The organism is Shewanella waksmanii (genome assembly GCF_043643685.1).
GTDB classification, from domain to species: domain Bacteria; phylum Pseudomonadota; class Gammaproteobacteria; order Enterobacterales; family Shewanellaceae; genus Shewanella; species Shewanella waksmanii_A.
In genome coordinates, this window is the sequence record NZ_JBHZSN010000014.1 from 111611 (window position 1) to 134669 (window position 23059).

The 23059-nt window shown below is 44.0% G+C and carries 15 protein-coding genes; 8 read left to right on the forward strand and 7 right to left on the reverse strand.

Annotated elements, in window-relative coordinates:
* Positions 1–20 precede the first annotated feature (20 nt).
* The gene (gene hmpA / locus ACHUFW_RS18755; RefSeq protein ID WP_394205234.1) at positions 21–1271 is read left to right on the forward strand and encodes an NO-inducible flavohemoprotein; all 1251 of its coding nucleotides are present in this window, start codon (positions 21–23) and stop codon (positions 1269–1271) included.
* Positions 1272–1315: 44 nt separating this feature from the next.
* Here the strand turns inward: hmpA and ACHUFW_RS18760 are convergent, their stop codons facing one another.
* Entirely contained in the window at positions 1316–1990 is a 675-nt protein-coding gene (locus tag ACHUFW_RS18760) for a nitroreductase family protein (RefSeq protein WP_394205236.1), read from the reverse strand.
* Between the two features lie 297 nt (positions 1991–2287).
* Between ACHUFW_RS18760 and ACHUFW_RS18765 the strand changes: the two genes are divergently transcribed.
* Positions 2288–4012: a sensor domain-containing diguanylate cyclase gene (locus tag ACHUFW_RS18765; RefSeq protein WP_394205238.1), complete on the forward strand. Its 1725-nt coding sequence runs from the start codon at positions 2288–2290 to the stop codon at positions 4010–4012.
* Between the two features lie 87 nt (positions 4013–4099).
* On the opposite strand, the gene ACHUFW_RS18770 is transcribed toward ACHUFW_RS18765, so the two are convergent.
* The 3 genes from ACHUFW_RS18770 to nagB all read right to left on the reverse strand — a co-directional run bounded on the left by ACHUFW_RS18770 (position 4100) and on the right by nagB (position 8073).
* Positions 4100–6235: a TonB-dependent siderophore receptor gene (locus ACHUFW_RS18770; RefSeq protein ID WP_394205264.1), complete on the reverse strand. Its 2136-nt coding sequence runs from the start codon at positions 6233–6235 to the stop codon at positions 4100–4102.
* Positions 6236–6594: 359 nt separating this feature from the next.
* Positions 6595–7131, reverse strand: a complete 537-nt coding sequence (locus ACHUFW_RS18775; RefSeq protein ID WP_394205240.1) for an SRPBCC family protein — start codon at positions 7129–7131, stop codon at positions 6595–6597.
* 147 nt (positions 7132–7278) lie between these two features.
* Complete coding sequence (gene nagB / locus ACHUFW_RS18780) at positions 7279–8073, reverse strand: glucosamine-6-phosphate deaminase (protein WP_394205241.1); 795 nt, start codon at positions 8071–8073, stop codon at positions 7279–7281.
* A gap of 287 nt (positions 8074–8360) precedes the next feature.
* Between nagB and ACHUFW_RS18785 the strand changes: the two genes are divergently transcribed.
* Complete coding sequence (locus tag ACHUFW_RS18785; RefSeq protein WP_394205242.1) at positions 8361–9017, forward strand: pseudouridine synthase; 657 nt, start codon at positions 8361–8363, stop codon at positions 9015–9017.
* On the opposite strand, the gene amt is transcribed toward ACHUFW_RS18785, so the two are convergent.
* Complete coding sequence (gene amt, locus ACHUFW_RS18790) at positions 9014–11194, reverse strand: ammonium transporter (RefSeq protein ID WP_394205244.1); 2181 nt, start codon at positions 11192–11194, stop codon at positions 9014–9016. The genes ACHUFW_RS18785 and amt overlap by 4 nt on opposite strands.
* A 737-nt stretch (positions 11195–11931) precedes the next feature.
* On the opposite strand from amt, the gene ACHUFW_RS18795 reads away from it, so the two are divergent.
* The 3 genes from ACHUFW_RS18795 to ACHUFW_RS18805 all read left to right on the forward strand — a co-directional run bounded on the left by ACHUFW_RS18795 (position 11932) and on the right by ACHUFW_RS18805 (position 14512).
* Entirely contained in the window at positions 11932–12309 is a 378-nt protein-coding gene (locus ACHUFW_RS18795) for a Tse2 family ADP-ribosyltransferase toxin (protein ID WP_394205246.1), read from the forward strand.
* On the forward strand, positions 12306–12539 hold the full coding sequence (locus ACHUFW_RS18800; RefSeq protein ID WP_394205248.1) for a hypothetical protein: 234 nt from the start codon (positions 12306–12308) through the stop codon (positions 12537–12539). Before ACHUFW_RS18795 ends, ACHUFW_RS18800 begins: the two co-directional genes overlap by 4 nt.
* 1208 nt (positions 12540–13747) lie before the next feature.
* Positions 13748–14512, forward strand: a complete 765-nt coding sequence (locus ACHUFW_RS18805) for a hypothetical protein (RefSeq protein ID WP_394205249.1) — start codon at positions 13748–13750, stop codon at positions 14510–14512.
* A 134-nt stretch (positions 14513–14646) separates the two neighbouring features.
* On the opposite strand, the gene lysS is transcribed toward ACHUFW_RS18805, so the two are convergent.
* Together lysS and prfB are read right to left on the reverse strand one after the other, a co-directional pair.
* Positions 14647–16149 carry a lysine--tRNA ligase gene (gene lysS / locus ACHUFW_RS18810; RefSeq protein WP_394205250.1) on the reverse strand — a complete coding sequence of 501 codons (1503 nt, stop codon included), beginning with the start codon at positions 16147–16149 and terminating at the stop codon, positions 14647–14649.
* Between the two features lie 12 nt (positions 16150–16161).
* A protein-coding gene (gene prfB / locus ACHUFW_RS18815; protein ID WP_394205252.1) for a peptide chain release factor 2 occupies positions 16162–17260 on the reverse strand; the annotation gives its coding sequence in 2 pieces (ribosomal slippage) (positions 16162–17184 and positions 17186–17260; 1098 coding nt in all).
* A gap of 256 nt (positions 17261–17516) precedes the next feature.
* Here prfB and ACHUFW_RS18820 point away from each other — a divergent pair.
* The gene (locus ACHUFW_RS18820; RefSeq protein WP_394205254.1) at positions 17517–18500 is read left to right on the forward strand and encodes a pentapeptide repeat-containing protein; all 984 of its coding nucleotides are present in this window, start codon (positions 17517–17519) and stop codon (positions 18498–18500) included.
* Between the two features lie 263 nt (positions 18501–18763).
* A complete protein-coding gene (gene fdhF, locus ACHUFW_RS18825) occupies positions 18764–22969 on the forward strand; it encodes a formate dehydrogenase subunit alpha (RefSeq protein WP_394205256.1) in 4206 nt (1401 codons plus the stop codon).
* Positions 22970–23059: the final 90 nt, after the last annotated feature.

The following is a 23059-nucleotide window of genomic DNA, read 5'->3' on the forward strand; positions in this document are numbered from 1 at the left end:
TTCTATACTGGTAACCATTAATGAAACCAGTAACAACAACCTACAAGGATATATTGATGTTATCTGAACAACACATTGAGACAGTAAAAAGCACCATTCCCCTTCTAGAATCTGCGGGCAGCGCAATCACCAAGCATTTTTATCAACGCATGTTCAGTCATAACCCAGAACTCAACGACATCTTTAATTTAAGCCACCAACATTCAGGCGGCCAGAGTGCTGCGCTTTTCAATGCAATTCTTGCATATGCTAAGCACATCGATAATCTACCGGCATTAAGCAGTGCTGTTGAGCGTATCGCCCACAAACACACCAGCTTCAATATTCAGCCACAACATTACCCCATCGTGGGCCATCACTTAATTGAAACTTTGCGCGAATTAGCCGCCGATGCCTTTACCCCAGAAGTTGAAGAAGCATGGACAGCAGCCTATGGGCAACTCGCCAGTGTATTTATCGATAGAGAAGCTGATTTATACCAAGCTAGCACAGACAAGGAAGGTGGTTGGCAAGGCACGCGTAAATTTATTATCAGCAACAAACGGGTGGAATCACAATTGGTCACCAGCTTTACCTTAACACCAGAAGATGGTGAAGCCGTTGCAGATTACTTACCAGGCCAATACATTGGTATCAAAGTCGCTCCTAGCGGGCATCCCCACCAAGAAATCCGCCAATATTCGCTATCTGATAAAGCTAATGGCCGCCACTACCGCATCTCAGTTAAGCGTGAACAAGCCGCCGATAGTGCGGCGCAAACACCAGACGGTGTGGTGTCTAACTACTTGCATCAATCGGCAAAAGTGGGTGATAGCGTTGAACTGTTCGCCCCCGCAGGAGACTTCCACTACCGAGCCACTAACAAACCTGTGGTACTGATTTCAGCAGGTGTTGGTATCACGCCAATGCAAGCCATGTTAGAAACCTTAGCCAACGAAAAATTCACCCAAGCAGTGAGCTATTTACACGCCTGTGAGTCACCCGCTCAACTCTCGTTTAACGCCAGAGTTAACCAGCTAAGTGAACAGTTACAATTGGATAGCCATTTATGGCTCAATCAGGCAGGCACCACTGAAGCAGGCAGTACTAAGGTACATTTGGGTCTAATGCAATTGGAGACGATTGCTGAGCAGTTACCCCTTACTGATGGTGATTTCTATCTCTGCGGACCGGTCGGATTTATGGCATTTGTAAAGCAACAATTGCTTGATCTTGGCGTAGCGGAAACGGCGATCCATTATGAAGTATTTGGGCCGCACGCCACATTATAATCATGAATTTCATCAAAAAAGGGCATCAGTGATGCCCTTTTTATTTATACAAATGTACAAATTTCATCTAACGGTTTTTTCTTAGTAGCATGATCCGGTATCGTCGCTTGCTCATCAGGATAACCAACCACAATCAACATATAAGGTCTGTCGATATCGTTATCACGATTGCACACCTTACTTAAAAAAGACATAGGCTTAGGCGTATGTGTCAAGGTGCCCAGTCCAGCATGATGCAGCGCTTGCAGTAAAAATCCCGTCGCAATACCGACTGACTCGTGAACATAATAATTAGTGGTGTCTTGATCATTTTCTATCCCGCCACGCTTTTGCGAAAACACCGCAATCAGCCAAGGCGCTTTTTCCAAGTAGCTTTTGTTAGCATCTGTGCCCAGTGGTTTTAATGCCTCTAGCCACTCTTCACCGGCTCTACCATCGTAAAATGACCGTTCTAATGCTTCCGCTTGCTCACGAATTTGGGCTTTCACTTTGGGATCACTAATAGCAACAAAATGCCAAGGTTGGTGATTTGCTCCACTAGGCGCTGTCGCTGCGGTTTCAATGCATTTAGCGATAATGTCTTGCGGCACCGGCTTGTCAGAAAACATTCTAATACTATGACGGCGTTTAACTTCAGCATATTGCTCAGTTGCCCGAGCAAGCATTTCGGCTTCACTGTACTTGATAAAATCAGTGAGGGGATGATGAATTTCTGACATGGGCTTTCCTTACCAACAAGCATTGCAATAGTACGAAATCTCAAGCTAACAAAGCTTGCATAAAAAATCTGCAAATATGAGTAAATGGTTTTTTGAGTCTGAACGTAGCATAAGCTTTACGCACGCTAGCTGCCAGCGAAAAAAGCCGTAAATTTCTCCTATTCATACCTATTATGGAGTTCTAATTTGGTTAACAAACTGTAAACTAATGAGTATTAATTCGTCTGATATACCGTAAATCGCCTGCTAAGTGGGCCAACTGTCAAACGCTAAATAAAAACGATAGAGCATCAATTTATGTTGCCAATAATGCGCTTAATCCTATTTACATTAGTATGCTTTTTGTTGCCTAGCAGTCTGGGGCATGCAAATGAGATCAACACCAAAACACGCGTTGATATTTCACAAATCTATCCCTCGCCTATCGGCAAGTATAGTTATGTCTACCATAGCGAACAGCCACTGCAAGCATTGCAAGCTCACCAACTATTTATGCAAGGTAAGTTCACTGCAATACACAGCGAATCGGTTAATTTTGGGATTGGCGCCAAGCCCGCATGGATCGCAATTGAGTTTGACAACCCAAGCGACCAAGCTCGCAGCCGTTTTTTTCAAATTGGTAACTCTTGGCTCAACCGTATTGAGTTATATCAATTTCACCAACAATCAGTGACTAAGGTGCAAATTTTTGGCGACCAATACCCTTTCAATCAACGGCTAGACAATGGACGCTTCTTTAATAGCGTATTGTTTTTCCCGCCAGGAAAATCCCAAGTGATTTTGCATGTCACCTCCCCCGACCCCATGGTGTTGCCCATTTATCTATTGAGCCACAATCAAGCTGCTGACAAGCTAGAGTTTGAAAGCTATACCTACGGGTTTCTCTATGGTGCTATCACTTGTCTGCTGATCTATAACATCATGTTATTTATTGGTATGCGCAGTAGGAGTTATTTACTTTACTCTATGTTCCTGCTGTCATTTTTATTGCTAAACATCGGTTATACCGGCCATGGCATGCGTTGGTTTTGGCCGCAGTACCCCACGTTTCAACAATGGGGTGTGCCATTACTCATGATGACATTTAATGTGTTCGGCCTGCTGTTCGCATTACGGTTTTTAAATATCAAACAACTGTACCCGCGCTTGAATCGTTTAATACTCGCCATTTGTATCGGTTTTCCAAGCCTGTACGGCCTTGCATTTATCTTTAATGATCAAGTGATGGCATTGATATTGGCGTTTGACTTTATGCTGCTATTTTCGTTTCTGATGTTGATGTTAGGCATATTTGCTTGGCGTGCCAATATGCCCAACGCCAAGATGTTTATGCTAGCTTCAGTGTCTTCAATGCTCGGAACCGCTACTACCGGTTTAGCAGTGATAGGCATCATTCCCTATAACAGCATCACTTTTCGGGCCGGCGAAGTTGGCCTGCTAATCGATGTCGTGCTGTTAGGCCTAGCACTGGCGCATAAGTTTAGGCTCAGCGAACGCGATAAGCTTCATGCAGAATATTTGGCGAAGACCGATCCTTTAACCGGCTTAAACAATCGCCGCGCTTTTTATCAACAAGCTCAGCAATGGATGAAAACCAGTAAATCAGACAAAAGCTTAGCGGTGATGATTATTGATATTGACCATTTTAAAATGATTAATGACACCTACGGCCACCAAAGCGGTGATAAAGTGCTGACCGCCATTGCCAAGCAAATTCAAGCCAGTCAACGACAGCAAGATATCACTGCTCGCTGGGGCGGCGAAGAGTTCATTATTCTATTACCGCAAATCAAAGATAAAACAGCGGTCGCGATTGCAGAAGGGTTACGTCGACGCATCGCGCAGCTGAGTTTTGCCGATAATGACAACACTTTGAAAGTCACCGCAAGCTTTGGGTTAGCTTTTGGGCAACTAGACTCCTGCAAACTAGAGCAACTTATTGCTCAAGCTGATAAGCACCTATACCAAGCGAAACAACAAGGCAGAGATCGCGTGGATTATGGCGTTTCAAGTTACGCCTAAACCGATAAAAGCCAATTAAAGCACGCATAAGCAGACACAAAAAAAGCCATAGCAACGCTATGGCTTTGATACGCGATTAACGATTCGTTAGAAACGATATTTTAGATTGGCAGTGATGGTACGTCGCTGACCATAGAAGCAGTCACCACGAGCCAAACAGCTGGTGATAACGGTATCATCGGTAATGTTGTCGACATTCACGCTCAGATCAAATTGGTCAAACTCGTAACCAATCATCATATCGAACAGATGATAAGTATCTGTAGTCAGTGCATTGTGTGCAATGGTGCCATCTGGAAGCACAACATCGATGCTGCCATCAGAGGTTTCACCCACATACCTAAAGCCAATACCCGCTTTGAATCCTTGCCAGAACGATTGCGGACGGTAAGTCACCCAAGTCGATAACATATGGTCTGGCATGGCTGCCAGTTTGGCACCATCTTCACCGATTGTTGAAGAGTGTTTCTCTGAGTCGGTATAGGCATAGCTGGCATAGACATCAATCTCATCCCACTCTAATTGTGCTTCTAGCTCTAGGCCTTGAATCTCCACTTCACCAAGCTGAAGTGTCAAATCTGGTCCTGCAGACTGCTTTCGGTTCTTGTCGGTAATATCAAACACCGATGCGGTAAATAGGTGCTCAGTACCAGACGGTTGATACTTAACCCCAACCTCATATTGCTCACCTTCTTGAGGCTTGAACGGCGTACCTACCTCATTAGAACCATAAATTGGCAAGAAAGATTGCGAGTAGCTTACGTACGGGGCAATACCAGAATCAAAGCTATACAACACGCCTAAACGGCCGGTTGTGGCGCTCTGATCTTGCTTACCTTCCGTCGCAGTTTTTGATTCAACTTTATCATGGCGCAATGCGCCACTTATCACCCAGCCGCCAAACTTGATTGAATCTTGTAGATAGATACCCAGTTGCTTGCTCTGCTCGCTCGGCGTATCAGGAATATCTGCATCTGTTGGGAAACGTTCTGGATTTACACCATACTGAGGATCATAGATGTCAATCAAGCCACCGCCATTCCATACAAACAGGCGATCGGTGTCTATTTCAACATCTTGATAGTCAACACCAAACGTTAAGTTATGCTCAACACTGCCAGTGTCAAATTGTGCTTGTAAACGCAAATCCGAAGTATACGCCTCTGCAGTAGCATCACTCATTGAGATTGAGCGTAATAACGAACGACCGTCAGCCTGCAGGGCAAACGGCCATGCATACATAGTCCGGTAAGTTGATTCACTATCAACGTAACGTGTAGCCCAATGGATTGACATATAATCATTCAGATCTTGATCAACCAGCAAAGTAACGGCACGCTGCTTAGTATCATACTGATCAAACCCAGGCTCACTCACAAACCGCTCACTTGGGATCTGGCCGTTTGGCGCTGGCAAGATGGTGCCCACATGAGGAAAAAACTGCGTGCTTGAGCCAGACTCATTTTTCTGCAAATTAGCCAGTAAGGTAATCTTAGTGCTATCGGTAGCAAACCAAGTTAGCGCAGGGGCAACAAAGTAACTGTTATCTTCGACATGATCTGTTTGCGTGTCACTATCACGGTACAAACCGGTTAAACGGTACAACCATGTCTCATCTTCATCGATGGCACCAGTGACATCTGCGGCTAATTGTTTACGGTCGTAATTACCAACTTGCGCCCAAATTTCACCTTTTTGCTCAGCCTCAGGACGTTTGGTCACCAGGTTGATGATCCCGCCGGTGGAACCCTGACCATACAAAACTGATGAGGGGCCTTTTAGAATTTCAATTTGTTGCAGCATATATGGATTGGTACGTACGTTGTTGTAGTTACCAAACATCATCTGCAAGCCGTCTTGGTACTGCAGTGGTGATACGCCACGTATTTGTGCCCAATCACCGCGAGTGTCGACGCCATAGGGACCATTATAGACCCCGGCCACGTATCCTATGGCGTCTTGAACATTTTCAGCCCCTAAGTCAGTAATACGCTTTTCGGTTAATACCGAAATCGAGGACGGCGTTTCGATAATCGGCATATCGGTTTTGGCCGCCGACGCACTGACATAAGAGATCAAGCCTTTACCACTGATGGTAATGATCTCCATTTCTGTCTCATCTGCCGCTTCTACAGCCACTGACTCTTCCGCCCAGCTAGGCAGTGCAGTCAGGGACATCGCAAGTAGCAACCCTGGGTATTTCAGTTTAAACATTTGGTCCATCATCAGCCTCTTTAGTAACACTAGCAGGTCTTTAAACGCGCTAAAAAGGCCAAAGATCTTAATGAAAATGATAACCACTCTCAACAAAATTTACATTTGAATTACTAACGTAAAATACGAGCCGCTAATAACGGCTAACGTGGTGATTTAAAAGAAATGATAACGATGACATTAGCAACAGCTACTCTAGCGCTCAAGCTGCTTATATGGATACATGCTGGCTTAGAAAAACTGACTCATCTCAGCTAATTCAACATCTCTAAGATAGCAGACGTCATGGCCGCCAAAGCTTGGTTATCGCTAGGGCATGCCAAAGTCATTATTTGTGGTTATAGTTGCAGTAACGATTGCAGTTGCAGCTATTGCGACTCCAATATTCCCTTTAACGCCGCCAAGCCTTGACTCAAGTCATTATCAATCATAGTTTCAAAATCGATAAACCACATCATCAAATTCATTGGGTAATCTAGGTGACCGGTAAAGCCCCAAGTCACTTGAGTTTGATTAGCACCGATAGGAGTAACTATCATATAAGCAGGCGATACCGCTTCAAATGGCACCAAAAAGCGCAACTCGTAATCAATTCTCTGTCCGGGCACGATGGCAATAATTTCCTGTTCACCCTCGCCAACATCAGGGTTATCACTTTTCCAAGCAGAAACAAATCCCACTTGGCCGTCTTCACCGCGATAACTTTTCTGCATCTGAGGGTCCATCTGGGCCCACACGCTATAGTTATCTTGATTTTTGAGTAACACCACATAGTCATAAACAGTTTGATTGTCACGGGCAATATCGACTGTAGTTACCACTGAATAGTAGTTGGGGGCAAACAGCGCGAGTATAAACGGAAGCGCAATGAGTACAGCCAAAATGATAAGTACTTTTTTAAGCATAAGTCATGTTTCCGGTTAACATTATCTATTAACCATAGAAACTAACCACAGTTGCCGCCAATTTAGATAGTCCATTAAGTCAGTTGCATTGACTATTTCAGCCATAAAAAAAGCAGGCTAAGCCTGCTTTTTTTGCAAAAGTATCGCTTACAACTTAGCGAGTTGGGCCTGCAGTTTTTGGTTCTCATTTTCGATATGCTTGTAAAACTCGCAATCAGATAATTTCGACGCAGCGGCTTCATCAATCACTAACACGGCATCTCGATGTAACTGCAGTGCTGACGCTGGGCATGATGCTGTTAATGCGCCTTCAACCGTTGCTAAGATTGCATCAGCTTTGTTTTCACCTGTAGCCAGCAGCACCACTTTTTTCGCATCAAGTATTGTCCCAATGCCCATGGTAATCGACAGATGCGGTTGGTACTCATCTGCGGCAAAGAAACGTGCATTATCATCGATAGTGGCTTTGGTTAAGGTTTTTACGCGTGTACGCGACATCAAGCCTGATGAGGGTTCATTAAAGCCAATGTGGCCATTGCGACCAATACCCAATAGTTGAATATCGATACCACCGGCATCGCTGATCTGTTGCTCATAGCCTTCACACGCCGCTACCGGATCGGCTGCGTCACCTGGTGGTACGTGGGTATGTGACTTATCAATATCGACATGATCAAATAGCTGCTCATTCATGAAATAGCGATAGCTTTGAGGATGAGTCCCCGCTAGCCCTAAGTATTCATCTAAGTTAAATGTGGTGACATCTTTAAAACTGATCGCGCCCGCTTGCGTGGCTTCAATCAGCTTTTGATACAAGGCCACTGGGGTCGAGCCAGTCGCCAGACCTAAAACCGAATTAGCTTTCTCTTGCAGCTGCTTGATAAAAATATTCGCACCATATTCGGCAACTTCAGCACTATTTTTTAAAATGACAATTTGCATTGTATTGACTCGCTTTAACTTAGAGCTTAGCTCAAAAGGTTGAATAATTAACAGCTCACTCAAGAAAGCCTTGCGTACAGCTATAGCCTAAGCAATCGACCTCTCCTGAAAAGGTTGGCCACACTTGCTCCAGCACATTTAACAATACTATAACGCCAAATGACAACGCTGTCATTTATTATTGTGACACAAAAATTAATGCAACCTTCTTACCGCTCAACAGGAGTAGTTCTTTGCGGTCAATTAAACGCTATAATAGGCTACCCATTTTACAAAATGATGATGCTATGTCAGTAGAAGTCAGCCCAGTAAATGCACCAGCCACCCCTTTGATAGAGCGAAGCCATCATCACTATAAAATCTTTAAGCCTTATGGGTTTCTCAGCCAATTCGTGCCAGAAACCAGAAAACGTAAAAAACTGCTTGGCGAGCTCGCCGAGTTCCCCATAGGAACCATGGCAATTGGCCGTTTAGATCATGACTCAGAAGGCTTACTTTTATTAACCACTGATGGCATGGTTAGCCACCAAGTTCGCAGTAAAAAAGTCGAAAAAGAATACTATGTTGAAGTTGATGGTGATATCAATGATGAAGCTATACTCAAACTCCAACAAGGGGTAGAAATAGGTATAAAAGGAGAGAAATATCTTACCCTACCTTGTCAGGTTTTTAAGCTTAATTGCGAACCAGATCTCCCTAGCAATGGACGTAAACGAAGAGATCCCAGACACGGTCCCATGAGTTGGATATCTATCACCATCAGCGAGGGGAAAAACCGTCAAATACGTAAAATGACTGCTGCTGCTGGCTTTCCAACGATGAGATTAGTCCGAGTTCGTATTGGCAATATTACACTAGACAAGATGCAACCAGCTGAAGTCATCGAAGTTAGCAATATACCGCGCGCTATGGGGGTTATCAGCTCCGCTAACGATTGGGGTTAACTCTCGGCCTCTAGTATTGCTGGAAATTGAATAGTAAATTCAGTTCCCTGACCGGGCTGACTTTGGCAGTTGATAGTACCATTTAACGTCTGAGTTACTAAGTTGAAAACAATATGCAAGCCTAAACCGCTGCCACCTTTTCCTCGTTTTGTGGTATAGAAAGGTTCAAAAATTTGCTGTAAATTCTCAGGATTAATCCCTTGACCGTTATCGCAATAAATTAACTCAACATAGTTACCGGACAGCTGTGCTTTAATCATAATTTCCCCCACCTTTCCCCCTTCAAATCCGTGATGAATGCTGTTCATAATAAAACAAGTAAGAATTTGTGATAGCGCACCGGGGTGACTGCGCATCTTTATCCCATCAGGGCAAACTACATTCACAGTATGCTGACTGGTACGCAATTGAGGTTTTAAGCTTAGAATAATTTCCTCAATATATTCTTTTAAGTCAAACTCTCGACACTTATCTGACGACTGATCCACTGAGACTTTTTTAAAACTCTTCACTAATTCTGTAGCGCGCGTTAGATTCATTAATATAATACTGATCCCTTCATTCGCCCCCAGAATAAACTTCTCCACATCTTCTTCGGTTAATTCGCCCTGTTTATACAGCGACTCTAAAATTTTTATCTCCTTCTCAAGGTAAGAGGTTGCTGTAACACTAACCCCCAAAGGTGTATTAATCTCATGCGCTATCCCAGCCACTAGCCCACCCAATGATGCCATTTTCTCTGACTCAACTAACTGCTTCTGAGCCTCTTGTAGCTCTTTAAAAGAAGCCATAAGTTCAATATTGGCTTGCTTAGCGTTTGCCATTTCGCTATGGGCCACAGCTAATACTCGATTGTACTCACTTGCAATCTGTCCGACTTCAGTATGAGGCTCAACATGAACACTCTTACTAAAGTCAGTCTCACTTTTTTGCCGTTCCATAGCCTGAAGTAGCTCTAAGACCTCAGTATGCGCATTGTGCTCGGAGGTATTTAGCCCCCTAATTTCGTCTTCGGGCTTCACTCTTAAGGGGATCCATCTTTGGATAAACTTTAAAAATAGATAAGTAGGAATAAATGCCCAAACAAAGCAGACGACCACACCTAATGTCTGTACCCACAACTGTTCTGGAAAACTCAATCCCGTATTAAGGATGTCGGGATTACCAAAAAATGCCACACAAAGCGTTCCCCAGACTCCGCATACAGCATGAACTGGTGCCGCTTTTACGACATCATCAATCTTAAAATGCTCTAACACTCTGACACTAAACAAGTAAATTACGCCACCTAAAAGACCGATTAATACCGCATGAAAAGGTTCAACTGAGTTACAACTAGCTGTGATGCTAACTAAACCTGCCAGTGCACCATTTAATACATGGGGAACATCAGGTTTTTTGTTTTTATACCAAGTCAGTAATAGTACAGAGATGGCGCCAAAACTGGCGGATAAGTTAGTGTTTAAGATTATCGAAGGTATGGTGTCATCAATTTTTAGGTTACTGCCACCATTAAAACCGAACCAGCCAAACCACAAGATAATCGTTCCTACAGTAGCCATGGGAATATTATGCCCTTGAATAGGCCGGCTTTCTTGACAAAAGCGACCAATTCTGGGGCCTATAACCATTACCGCAGCCAATGAAGTCCAGCCGGCTACAGAGTGAACCACACTAGAGCCAGCGAAATCCACAAAACCTTGCTGATTAAGCCAGCCTAGATTAAGCCCCTCAAAACTGCCATTCCACGCCCAACGCCCAAAAACCGGATAGAGTACTCCCGACACAAAAAAAGCAATCGTTAAATAGCCAACAAAAGTCGTTCGTTCAGCTACCGCTCCAGACATTATTGTCGAAGCGGTTCCACAAAAGACCAGTTGAAATACGAAGAAAGCTAATAATTTAGGAGAATCAGTCGCTGCGAGAAAGAAATAATCATAGTTAGAAGCTTGCTGACTATTGCTATACATAATAGCAAAACCAGCTATCCAGAAGGTGCCAGAGGATAAACAGAAGTCACAGAAATTTTTAACCGCAACATTGATGCTATTTTTAGATCTTACTGAGCCTGCCTCTAAGAAACAAAATCCCGCCTGCATAAACAGCACACTACCTGTAGCAATTAAAAGCCACATGATATTTTGCAGTTCAATTACTTTTGCAAGTTCAACGTCCAAGTCATTGCCTTAACTTTCAGCGCCCAATACTTAAGCGAGGTCGTTGTAATTATAGCTTACATCCATTTATATCAACTTATCGCTATATAAACTTGCATGTAGTAGCAGCTAAGCTGGCTTTTAACGGCTTAAATAGAGCTAGCGACTCTGCAAAAAATGACCGAATCGCAATCAAAGTACGCAGCAACTGAAATTAGCGGCCATGTTTTGGAAACTCGCAACTGTATCTCAACCTAGAGTTTTTCTTTTCGATTCAACTTAATAGGCTCACAAGCAACACTCACACATTTTTTTAGCTTCCCTCAGTTCAAATTGAGCATCAAGCTTAGAAGCAAAAAAAGACTTTATCTCAATAACATTTCTTTTCGCTATTACGAACACACCTGCTGGATCAACAGTCTCCCTTGGAAGTGTCCGAGTGCGATGAGCTAATTTGTGTGAGCGAGGCAGGACGCCGACATAGCCTCAGTTGAGCCATGGATGGCCTATCTGAATCGACAATAGAGACTGTTGCCGCGGCTAATTGTTATTGAGCTGCTAGTTTTTGAGCTAGCTAGATCCGGCATTTTATTGGTTTCATCTCAATAAAATCAGTAAATCAGCTTGGGATTCATATAAGTGCGCAAATTGAAAGTAGATACGACTATGGAGTATTCAGGGCGAATACAGTACATTGAAGAGAATACAGGATGTATTAAGTTTTATTATTCACTCAATAAGTATTCAAAGGATTGAACATGTTTCCAAAAGAATTTTATATCATGCCGGAAGAGCTTTTTCGTCTTGGCAACTCTCACTCAGCAAAACTATCCAATGTTAGAGCTCGTGATGTAGATACTATAAAAATAAGTGGTATTACAGTAATAAAGGCCAATGGCAAAGGCATTAGTGTTTTTGATAAAATTGGCATCAATGAATCTCCCATGTCAGGGTGGGTATGGCGCTTTTCACCAAATACACAACCCCCACAGAGCTTAAAACTCGTGCAGGACAAGCCACATCATTTCTGTATTGCACCAACTCATAATATGCCAGTGGGTAAATACATCGGCCTTTTAGAAGAACTGGCACTCAAAGGTCATAGAATTTATAAAAAAGAAGGTAAAGCTGTATGAGCTCAATCCAATTAAATCTAGCTGAATCGGAATTAAAGATAGTGCTTGAAGCACTTATCGAATTAGAATCTAAAATGGCAACTATTTGCGATACATCAACAGATGAAGATGAAGTTTCAGATGTAGGGAACGATCTCATAGAAGTGAGGTTATTACTAACACCACTTAAAGAAAAAGCCATCGCACAATTCGGACAAAATATAGTCAACTTTTCTCGTGAGTTACTTTAGCTAGACCATTCTCGAACCAAGGGGGAATCCGCTTGCCCCCTTAGCAATCCCTCAGCGCACCGACAAAATTCAAACAGCAAAATTTCCAACGGGGAGTTATTAACCTAGTTGCCTGCCGCAGGCTATGTGCAGATACAACTGCGAGACGCTGCGTGATGTTGATATTAAATGGTCCCTGTAAGCTCTACCAAAACATCTGATGTGAATGGACTCATAAATGCCGCAATGGCATGGATGCCAAGAAGCGGCCATGTTTTGGAAGCTCGCAACTGTATCTACACCACAAATTTGTTGCTTGCCTGTGTACAATTTGATTTGTGTGATACGAGTGATTTCCATACTCTGTTTGGATCAACGTAGTGGCGCTTCGCTCACACCCAAGTTTTCTACCAAAAGCTTTATTGTGTTCAAATGTAAGTGAACCTAGCATTAATTGTATCAACCTAGTTGCCTGCCGCAGGCTATTGTGCAGATACAACTACGAGACGCTGCATGATGTTAATATAAAAAGATCCCTGTAAGCTCTACCAAAACATCTGATGTGAATGGACTCACAAATGCCGCAATGGTATGGATGCCAAGAAGCGGCCATGTTTTGGAAGCTCGCAACTGTATCTACACCTAAAATATTTCTCTTCGATTCAACTTCATAGGCTCACAAGCAGAACTCACGCAATATCTTAGCTTCCCTCAATTCCAATGACACAATTAAGCCGTTAAAGTACTTCCGCACTTCGCTATGACAATTGAACCTGCTGGCTCAACATTCCCATTGAAATTGCTGAAATGGGTTGAAGACTCTTCGTTAAAAGTAATAGCGTAAGCCTGACAGGACGTCAGGCTAGCTTTCGTTTGGCCATGGATGGCCTATCGGAAGCGTTAGTTATTTTCGATAACGCATGAAGAAAACAATTTCGTTGGGCGGCACGGGGAGATGCAAGAGGGGGATTGCTGTTGATCCCCTTCTTGCTCGGGTGTGGGTGGAAAACCCACGACTTTAATCAGTGATTACACCAACTTCATCTACATATCACTGAATAAAAGGGCTAAGTTGAAATGAACTTAAATCATTTCAATCTAGCAATAAAATGCATTTGCATCAAAAAGATAAGAAAAGTACGATGGTATAAACCAAAAATTTAAGATTGAATCTGCAGAACCAGAATTTTTTATTCACCTCTTAATTGTTACGGAGTGTTAGAAGTTTAATGCAAATCATAGATTGGATTGCAGTGCTTGGAGCACTGGCTTGGTCTCCACATTTAGTTAGCATTATAAAAAAATTGCTAACTAAGCCTAAGGTGAGAGTGATAACACAAAAAAACGCAGAAATTGGCTTCACTACTCTTGGTCCCATATTCAACTTAAGAGTAGCATTTTCAGTTGAAAATAAAGACCTAGTCATATCAGGAATGAATGTAATTATTAAACATGAGGCAGGCTCTGAGCACCACTTTGAATGGCAAGGTATTGTACAACAAGTTGGGAAAATGACTTCTTCTGCAACTGGAGTAATGCCATTTGAGAAAGAACTATCTGTTTTAGCAATGAAACTTAATCAAAAAGAAATTGAAGAAAGATTTATTCGCTGCCAAGAAGTCTCATTTATTACATCAAAGAACCAATATATTTCTAAAGCCACGAAGAAAGCTTCATATTTGAAATCTGAAGAAAGATTTGATGCCGAAGGTTTCTTGCGAGAGCAAGAGATGATAGAGCTATATCAATTCAACAAACAGGCATTTCCTTGGAAAGCTGGTAAGTACACGGCTAGAATAGAACTTACATCCCCAGAAAAATTCATTGCGCTTGATAATGATCTTGAATTTTTACTAACTCCAATTGATATTGAAGAATTAAAGAAGAACTGTGACAAGATTGAGGAATCCTACAAGCGTGAAATTGTCGCGAAAGAAGATAATGAAGAAGAGTTGAAATGGATTTGGCGCGCTCCTAACTTGCTAAAAATATAACAAAAACTTAATCATATGATATTAGCAAGTGTACCACACATGATATACATATGAACAAGCTAAACTTGGTAAAAAAAACCAGCCCTGAGGCTGGTTTTTCAATGTGATTATTAAGCCAACGGCTTAATCAACAATTACCCTTGTGGGCGCATTGCAGGGAATAGGATCACGTCACGAATAGTGTGAGTGTTGGTAAACAACATCACAAGACGATCGATACCGATACCTTGGCCCGCTGTTGGTGGTAGGCCGTGCTCCAGTGCAGTGATGTAATCTGCATCGTAGAACATTGCTTCATCATCACCGGCATCTTTTGCATCAACCTGTGCTTTAAAGCGGCTGTCTTGGTCTTCTGCGTCGTTAAGCTCTGAGAAACCGTTAGCCACTTCGCGGCCACCAATGAAGAACTCAAAGCGGTCGGTGATGAAGTGGTTTTCATCATTACGACGTGCCAATGGTGAAATATCAGCAGGGTAACCTGTGATGAAAGTGGGTTGCATTAGCTTAGGCTCAGCAGTTTCACCGAAGATCTCTTCAAGTAGCTGGCCACAAGTCCAGAACTTCTCAATTGTCATGCCTAGGCTCTTCGCCAAGTCACGCATAAACTCAACGTCTTTAACTTGTTCATAAGTCATCGACTGAATGGTTGCATTGTCTGGGTTGTACTTCTTGATCGCATCCAACATGCTAAGACGTGCATATGGACCACCAAAATCAACCGTGTGCTCACCATAAGGCAGTTGCGGAGACCCACACAGTTCAGTCGCGATCGAACTTAGCATCTCTTCGGTTAGATCCATAAGATCTTCGTAATCAGCGTATGCCATATAGAATTCCATCATGGTGAATTCTGGGTTATGACGTGGTGATAGACCTTCATTACGGAAGTTACGGTTCACTTCAAATACACGCTCGAAACCACCAACAACCAAACGCTTTAGATAAAGCTCAGGCGCAATACGTAGGTACATTTCGATATCAAGTGCATTGTGGTGAGTGATAAATGGACGCGCTGATGCACCACCTGGGATGCTGTGCATCATCGGGGTTTCAACTTCCATAAACTCTTTTTTCACCATAAAGTTACGAATAGCGGTAACCACTTTCGAGCGCATGATGAAGGCTTCACGTGAATCTTCGTTAACGATTAAGTCAACGTAACGCTGACGGTAGCGCGTTTCTTGATCTGATAGACCGTGGAATTTTTCAGGTAGTGGACGCAATGCTTTAGTCAGCAGTTGGTACTCTTCCATGTTCACGTACAGATCGCCTTTACCTGAAAGGTGCAGCTGACCGGTAACACCAATGATGTCACCAATATCTAAACCTTGGTAAGTGGCTTTAAGATCTTTCTGTACATCTTTACCTGCATAGGCCTGAATACGACCAGATACATCTTGGATAACCAAAAACGGACCACGCTTCGCCATCACTCGGCCGGCGATTGAACGCTGGATACCCATGCCTTCAAGCTCTTCTTTAGAGAAGTGGCCATATTCTTTTTGAATATCTGCAGCCTTGTGTTTTCGATCGAAGTTATTTGGGTGACCGTTAGCTGGGCAGTTCGCTCGAATGTGCTCTAACTTAGCACGGCGCTCTGCAATTAACTTGTTCTCATCTTGTGTTTGTTCAGTCATCTTCTTCTCTCGTTAAAGGCCAGATTTCAGGCTAGCTTCAATAAACTTGTCTAGATCGCCATCTAGGACGCTTTGGGTATTTCGGCTTTCGACACCGGTACGTAAATCTTTAATACGTGCATCATCAAGCACGTAAGAACGAATCTGGCTACCCCAGCCAATATCCGATTTTGCATCTTCTGCTGCTTGCTTATCGGCATTTTGTTTGAGCATCTCTAGCTCATACAGCTTTGCCTTTAGCTGCTTCATCGCCGAATCACGGTTCTTATGCTGTGAGCGATCGTTTTGGCATTGTACTACTGTATTCGTTGGTAAGTGGGTAATACGAATTGCCGATTCGGTCTTGTTAACGTGCTGTCCACCCGCTCCAGAGGCGCGGTAGGTATCAATACGCAAATCGGCTGGGTTAATATCAATTTCAATTGAGTCATCAATCTCTGGATAAACAAATACAGAGCAGAAAGACGTGTGGCGCTTACCCGATGAATCAAACGGTGATTTACGAACCAAACGGTGTACTCCGGTCTCAGTACGCAATGAACCAAATGCATATTCACCGGTAAATTTTACTGTCGCACCTTTAATACCTGCGACATCACCAGCGGTAACCTCGATCAATTCAGGTTTGTAGTCATGGGCTTCACCCCAACGCAAGAACATACGCAGCACCATATTGGCCCAATCTTGCGCTTCAGTACCACCCGAACCCGATTGGATATCAAGGTAACAATCTGAGGCATCGTGAGGGCCAGAGAACATACGGCGAAACTCAAGTTCCTCGAGACGTTTCTCTAAATCCACTAATTCGCTATTAGCATCATTGAAGGTTTCTTCATCGTCCTCTTCAATGGCTAGCTCTAATAAGCCTTCAATGTCCTCAAGACCACTATCCATATCATCGATAGTTTTCACCACGGCCTCAAGCGACGCGCGCTCTTTGCCTAACGCTTGGGCATTATCAGGATCATTCCACACTTCTGAGCTTTCAAGCTCTCGGCTGACTTCTTCTAGACGCTCACTTTTAGCATCGTAGTCAAAGATACCCCCGAAGAAGTTGGGTGCGTTCCGCCAGCTCCTTGATTTTAAATTTAACCGGATTTACTTCAAACATGACTCTATTCTACTTTGGATTAGGTTAGGCAAAATTACAAACGGCGTATTTTACCCCAATCAAGCCCGCACGCCTAGAGCAGATAAAGGCTAATTGAGCACCATAATGACTAGGATATGCCATAGCGCATGCTTTATTGTCAGCATCGCCGATGTGAGTAACATAAAACCTTGTCGTTAAACCAGTTAAGTTGCCTAAGCAATTTTTTTAAGCGTTTGCTTTCACAAACCTTGTTGCTGCTGTCTATACTTTTTTCATGAACAGTAAAACTCCCACATGCTGCTACCACGAAGATGAAGGCTTTTCATGCCATGAACCAGCTGAGCCATCGGGGCTTTGCTATTGGCATGATCCTAAAATCGTTAAAAATCATCCCGATGATGTTGCCAGACTGGAAGCTTTTGCGCGCAATGGCGGTATGCTACGCGGCATTTCATTAAAACATGCCAAGCTTGCTGGTATCGATTTAGTCCGCCACCACCAGAAAACTGGGTTTGATATGAGCCATGCTGAGCTATATCGTGCTGACTTGCATGGCGCTCATATGTTTAACCTCAATCTACAAAACGCCAGTCTTATGAAAGCCGACTTACGAGAGGCAAACCTACATTGTGCCAATTTAATTAACTGCAATTTATTGGGCATAAAATGGAACGGCGCGCGCATCGAAAATATCAAAGTCGGTAAGGTGATTAAGCAAGAGCGCATGGCCAATGAAGCGGAAAAAGTCGGTGAAGCCGCCATCGCAAAAGATTATTTTGAACAAACTGAAGAGATCTATCGTGATCTTCGCAAAGCCGCTGAGCGTGAAGGTTTGTTTGCTATGGGTGGGCATTTCTTGCAAAAAGAGCTCACCATGCGTCGCCACTTAATGCCACGATTTAGTCGGCAACGCATCATCTCTAAGGCGATTGATCTATTTTGTGGCTATGGTGAAGCACCTATTCGGGTGATTGGCTTTTCGATGGCATTGATTTTTGTATGTGCGATCTTATATATGTTTACCGGTTTAAGTTACGGCGATCAAACCCATATCTTCACCTGGTCCAACGGTTTCAAAGCCAATATGATGTTGTTTTTTAATTGCATCTACTATTCGGTAGTGACCTTCACCACCCTTGGCTATGGTGATTTCACTCCCATAGGTTTATCCCGAGCGATTGCCGCGGTTGAAGCTTTTACCGGTAGTTTTACTATCGCACTTTATGTGGTGGTATTCGTGAAGAAGATGACCCGCTGACAAGCTCAGTATCCAATAAAACGTATCCGACCTGCTTAGTTACAAGGGCTAAGCAGCAAAGCGCAACAGTCCCTATACGCAATCCTGTGGTTTTTGTGACTTCGACTGCAAAAATGTACATCCCTTACCGGGGTTAGCCTCGTTATGAATAAGCTTGCGGTTATACTCGAGCCATTACCATAAAACGACCCACCTACACTGTTTTGACTCAATGTGACGGAATGCCGAGTAACGTTTGACGGGTCTGTAAAAAGGCATCAACAATGATCAAATTCACACTCGATGGGCAATCAATTTTAGCTAAAGATGGCGAATCGATTCTTAGCTGTGCCAAGCGGCATAATATCGATATTCCCAATTTATGTGACCATAACGGCCATAAAAAGCAGTCATGCGGGCTGTGTGTTGTCGAACTGCAGCAAAACCACAGTGATGTATCCATTGTCAAAGCCTGTGAAACGCCAGCAGCAGAAAACTGCCAAGTAACCAGTCAATCTAGTCAACTTACTGCTCAGCGTCAGCAAGCATTAAGCCTTCTTTTGCAAGACCACTTCGCCGATTGCGAAGCCCCCTGTCAGCAAGCTTGCCCTGCCGGTGTCGATGTACAAGCTTACTTACACCATATTAGCCAAGGGGATCATCGACAAGCGATAAAAGTCATCAAACAAACACTGCCTTTACCCCTGTCAATTGGCAGAGTTTGCCCTGCGTTTTGTGAGTCAGCTTGCCGCCGCTCTGCCATTGATGAACCCGTTGCGATTCGACAACTAAAACGACATGCCGCGGATATTGATGCGCTTGACGACCCTTATGTTCCTCCTCGCATGCCATTAACCGACAAAAAGGTCGCTATTATTGGCAGTGGCCCAGCTGGGATCAGCGCCGGTTTTTATTTAAGCAACAATGGTCATGATGTCGATATTTTTGAATCGATGCCTGCAGCTGGAGGCTGGTTAAGATACGGTATTCCTGAATACCGATTACCTAAAGCTATCTTAGATAAAGAAATTGATATCCTGAGCCAAAATGGTTTGAAAATTCACTTAAACACCGCACTAGGAAAACAGATCCACTTAGAGCAACTGGTGCAAGATTACGATGCGGTGTGTTTAGCTATTGGCGCCCAAAAAGCTGTCCCCATGGACTACCCTGGTAGTGAACTTGATGGTTGTTTTTTAGGAGTCGATTATCTAAAAGATCATTGTACTGAGCAGCAGCTGAAACTAGGGAAAAAAGTGGCGGTGATTGGCGGTGGTAATACTGCCATTGATTGTGCCCGTACAGCGATTCGCCAGGGCGCTGAAGTGACCTTAGTTTATCGCCGCACCCGCGAAGAAATGCCAGCAGAAGTCTATGAAATAGACGAAGCAGAATTTGAAGGTGTGGAGTTCTACTTTCTCACCAACCCAGTGAAAAACCATGCTGATACCAACGGCAGAGTCAACGCCATCACCTTTGAAAAAATGGCCTTAGGTGAACCTGATAGTTCAGGCAGAAGACGACCTGTGAGCACCGGAGAAACCTTTACCGAGTATTTTGATACTGTGATTCCTGCTGTTTCACAAACCCCAGATATGGCATTTTTGAATCATCCCGATAGTCAGCTATCAACGGGCGACGTGGCACTAACACGCTGGAATACCTTCGAAGGTTGCCAACATACAATGTCAGCGGGAGTTGAAAAACTGTTTGTCTTAGGCGACTCTCGCACAGGACCGGCCACCGCTATTGCCGCCGTAGCCGACGGCAAGAAGGCCGCTGATGCCATTGAAAAATTACTTAAAGGCGAATTAAGCTGCGAGCTTTCGCCAAAACCATACAACTCAATTAAGGCGAAAAATCAATCTTTAACGGCACAGCACTTCAACCATGAAGCATCGAAGCCAAGAGCAAAACCTATTGAGTTATCGGCCAAAGCCCGCCGCGGCAACTTTAACGAAGTCGAACTCGATTTTAACTTTGACCAAGCTCTAGAGGAAGCACAACGCTGCTTAAGCTGCGGCTGCCAAGCTAATACCCAATGCAACCTGCGCAATTACGCGACCCAATACCAAATAGCTCCCGTGGATAATGGCGACAGTCATGCGCGCCAGTTTATAGCCGATAACAGCAGCCCGTTTATCGAATTTGATGCTAATCGCTGTATTAGCTGTGGTGCCTGCGTTGACGCTTGCCACCAGCAATCTGGCCACAAAGTGATCTGTTTTGAAGAAAATCATTTTCATGGCTTGCCGGGCAATAGCAACCGCCAAGCTCCTCGCGTGGGTTTTAAAGCCACAATGGCTGATAGCCAGTGTGTTCAATGCGGTAACTGTGTTCAGGTCTGCCCAACTGGTGCCTTGAGCGATGCACGTGCTAATTTGCAGGGGCAAAAGTCACCACTAAAAACCACTTCGACCATCTGTACATACTGCGGTGTAGGCTGCCGATTAAATCTGCATGTTGACGAAAGCTTAAACAAAGTGGTGCATGTCACTGGCGACAAAGACTCTGCCGTCAACCAAGGAATGCTGTGTGTAAAAGGCCGGTTTGGGTTTGACTTCATCAATGATTCGCAGCGCATTCAAAGCCCCATGTTGCGTATCGATGGCAAATTAACGCCCGTTTCTTGGCCGCGCGCCATTGAATATATTGCAACTGGTCTTGGCGATATAAAACAGGAGTATGGCAGCGATGCCATTGCAGGTTTAGCATCGGCAAAGGCGACCAACGAAGATAACTATCTGTTCCAGAAGTTTATGCGCAGCATCATTGGCACGAATAACATCGATCATTGTGCCAGACTGTGCCATGCATCAACCGTGACCGCCTTGTATGATGCCCTTGGCAGCGGTGCCATGACCAATGATATTTCTAGTATTGATCAAGCCGATCTTATCTTTATCATTGGCTCTGATACCACCAACGCGCACCCCATTATTGCCTCCAGAATCAAGCAGTCTATTGCAAAGCATGGTGCACGCTTAATTGTTGCTGACCCAAAACAGATAGATATTGCCGATGACGGGTTATTATATGTGGCACAGCGACCCGGCACAGATGTGATGTTGCTCAATGCGATAATGCAACAAATCATTGCCAATGACTGGCATGATTTAGATTACCTTGCTGCGCGAGTTGATGGCTACAGTGAGCTGTATGAAGCGGTGATGCACTCTAACTACTCACCAGAAAATGCTGAAAAAGTTACCGGGATTGCCGCCAGTGATATTGCCGAAATGGCAAAGCTTATCGGCACCGCTGAAAAAACCGCAGTGTTTTACGCCATGGGCATTACCCAACATACATCAGGTCATGACAATGTCACCGCCATTGCCAACTTACAGATGCTGTGTGGCAACATAGGTATTGAAGGCGCAGGAATTAATCCGCTTCGCGGCCAGAGTAATGTGCAAGGTGCCTGTGACATGGGGGCACTACCCAACTACTTTAGCGGCTATCAAAAAATCGATGACCCACTCATTCAAATGCGCTTTCGTCGGGCATGGGGCAATGAAGAACTCCCCCATAAAGTCGGCTTAGCAGCTACCGAAATGATGCATGCATTGAGTCAGGGTACGCTGCAAGCGCTGTACGTTATGGGTGAAAACCCTGTCCTTAGCGATCCTGATCAAGCTCATGTCATTGCCGGATTAACACAAGCTAAATTGGTTATCGTACAAGACATTTTTATGACTGAAACTGCACAACTTGCGGACGTGGTATTGCCCGCATTCAGTTTTGCTGAGAAAGTCGGTCATTTCACCAATACCGAAAGGCGAGTTCAACAACTCCAAGCTGCCGTAAAGCCACCAAAAGACAGTAAAGCAGATTGGCAAATCATTACCGATATTGCCAATCAAATGGGGGCAAACTGGCCCTATCAAACTGAGCAGCAAATTTGGCATGAAATTACCGAAGTGACCCCTCAATATCGTGGCATCACGTGGTCGGCAATCGATCCGAATAATCCAAATGGCCACATGGGTATTCAATGGCCTTGCCCTGCACAGGGACACCCAGGTACGCCAACCTTGCATACCCAAAAATTCACCCGAGGCCGCGGGGTGATGCGCGCAGTAGAATATCGACAAAGTGCAGAACAAAGCTGTAGTGAGTACCCACTTACCCTATCTACAGGTCGACTGTTGGCTCAGTTCCACACTGGCACCTTAAGCCGTAAAACCCAGGGGTTAAACGATATCGCTAAACCGCAAGTGATGATATCGGTTGCTGATGCTGAGCAGTTAGGCATCAACAATGGCGACATGTTGAAACTAACTAGTCGTCGCGGCGAAATCACAATTAGTGCGTTTGTCACCAAACGCGCTCAAGTTGGCGTGCTATTTTTGCCATTCCATTTTGCAGAGGCGGCAGCAAACAAGCTCACTAATAATGCCCTCGACCCCGTAGCCAAAATACCTGAGTTTAAAGTGTGCGCAGTGAAAGCTGAGAAAATAGAGCTCAGGCAACCACTCAGCGCAATTTAAAACCAAGTATAGGTGACTAGTCCTGAAATAGGTTGACACTTTTTTCAGTTTAAAACGCTCGATGAACTTCATCGGGCGTTTTGTATTTTA

Coding starts and splice junctions, on each gene's coding strand:
- ACHUFW_RS18805 (WP_394205249.1), top strand. CDS start 13,748: ATGCAAATCATAGATTGGATTGCAGTGCTTGGAGCACTGGCTTGGTCT.
- ACHUFW_RS18765 (WP_394205238.1), top strand. CDS start 2,288: ATGTTGCCAATAATGCGCTTAATCCTATTTACATTAGTATGCTTTTTG.
- ACHUFW_RS18760 (WP_394205236.1), bottom strand. CDS start 1,990: ATGTCAGAAATTCATCATCCCCTCACTGATTTTATCAAGTACAGTGAA.
- lysS (WP_394205250.1), bottom strand. CDS start 16,149: ATGACTGAACAAACACAAGATGAGAACAAGTTAATTGCAGAGCGCCGT.
- ACHUFW_RS18770 (WP_394205264.1), bottom strand. CDS start 6,235: ATGGACCAAATGTTTAAACTGAAATACCCAGGGTTGCTACTTGCGATG.
- ACHUFW_RS18795 (WP_394205246.1), top strand. CDS start 11,932: ATGTTTCCAAAAGAATTTTATATCATGCCGGAAGAGCTTTTTCGTCTT.
- ACHUFW_RS18800 (WP_394205248.1), top strand. CDS start 12,306: ATGAGCTCAATCCAATTAAATCTAGCTGAATCGGAATTAAAGATAGTG.
- hmpA (WP_394205234.1), top strand. CDS start 21: ATGAAACCAGTAACAACAACCTACAAGGATATATTGATGTTATCTGAA.
- ACHUFW_RS18820 (WP_394205254.1), top strand. CDS start 17,517: ATGAACAGTAAAACTCCCACATGCTGCTACCACGAAGATGAAGGCTTT.
- fdhF (WP_394205256.1), top strand. CDS start 18,764: ATGATCAAATTCACACTCGATGGGCAATCAATTTTAGCTAAAGATGGC.
- ACHUFW_RS18775 (WP_394205240.1), bottom strand. CDS start 7,131: ATGCTTAAAAAAGTACTTATCATTTTGGCTGTACTCATTGCGCTTCCG.
- nagB (WP_394205241.1), bottom strand. CDS start 8,073: ATGCAAATTGTCATTTTAAAAAATAGTGCTGAAGTTGCCGAATATGGT.
- ACHUFW_RS18785 (WP_394205242.1), top strand. CDS start 8,361: ATGTCAGTAGAAGTCAGCCCAGTAAATGCACCAGCCACCCCTTTGATA.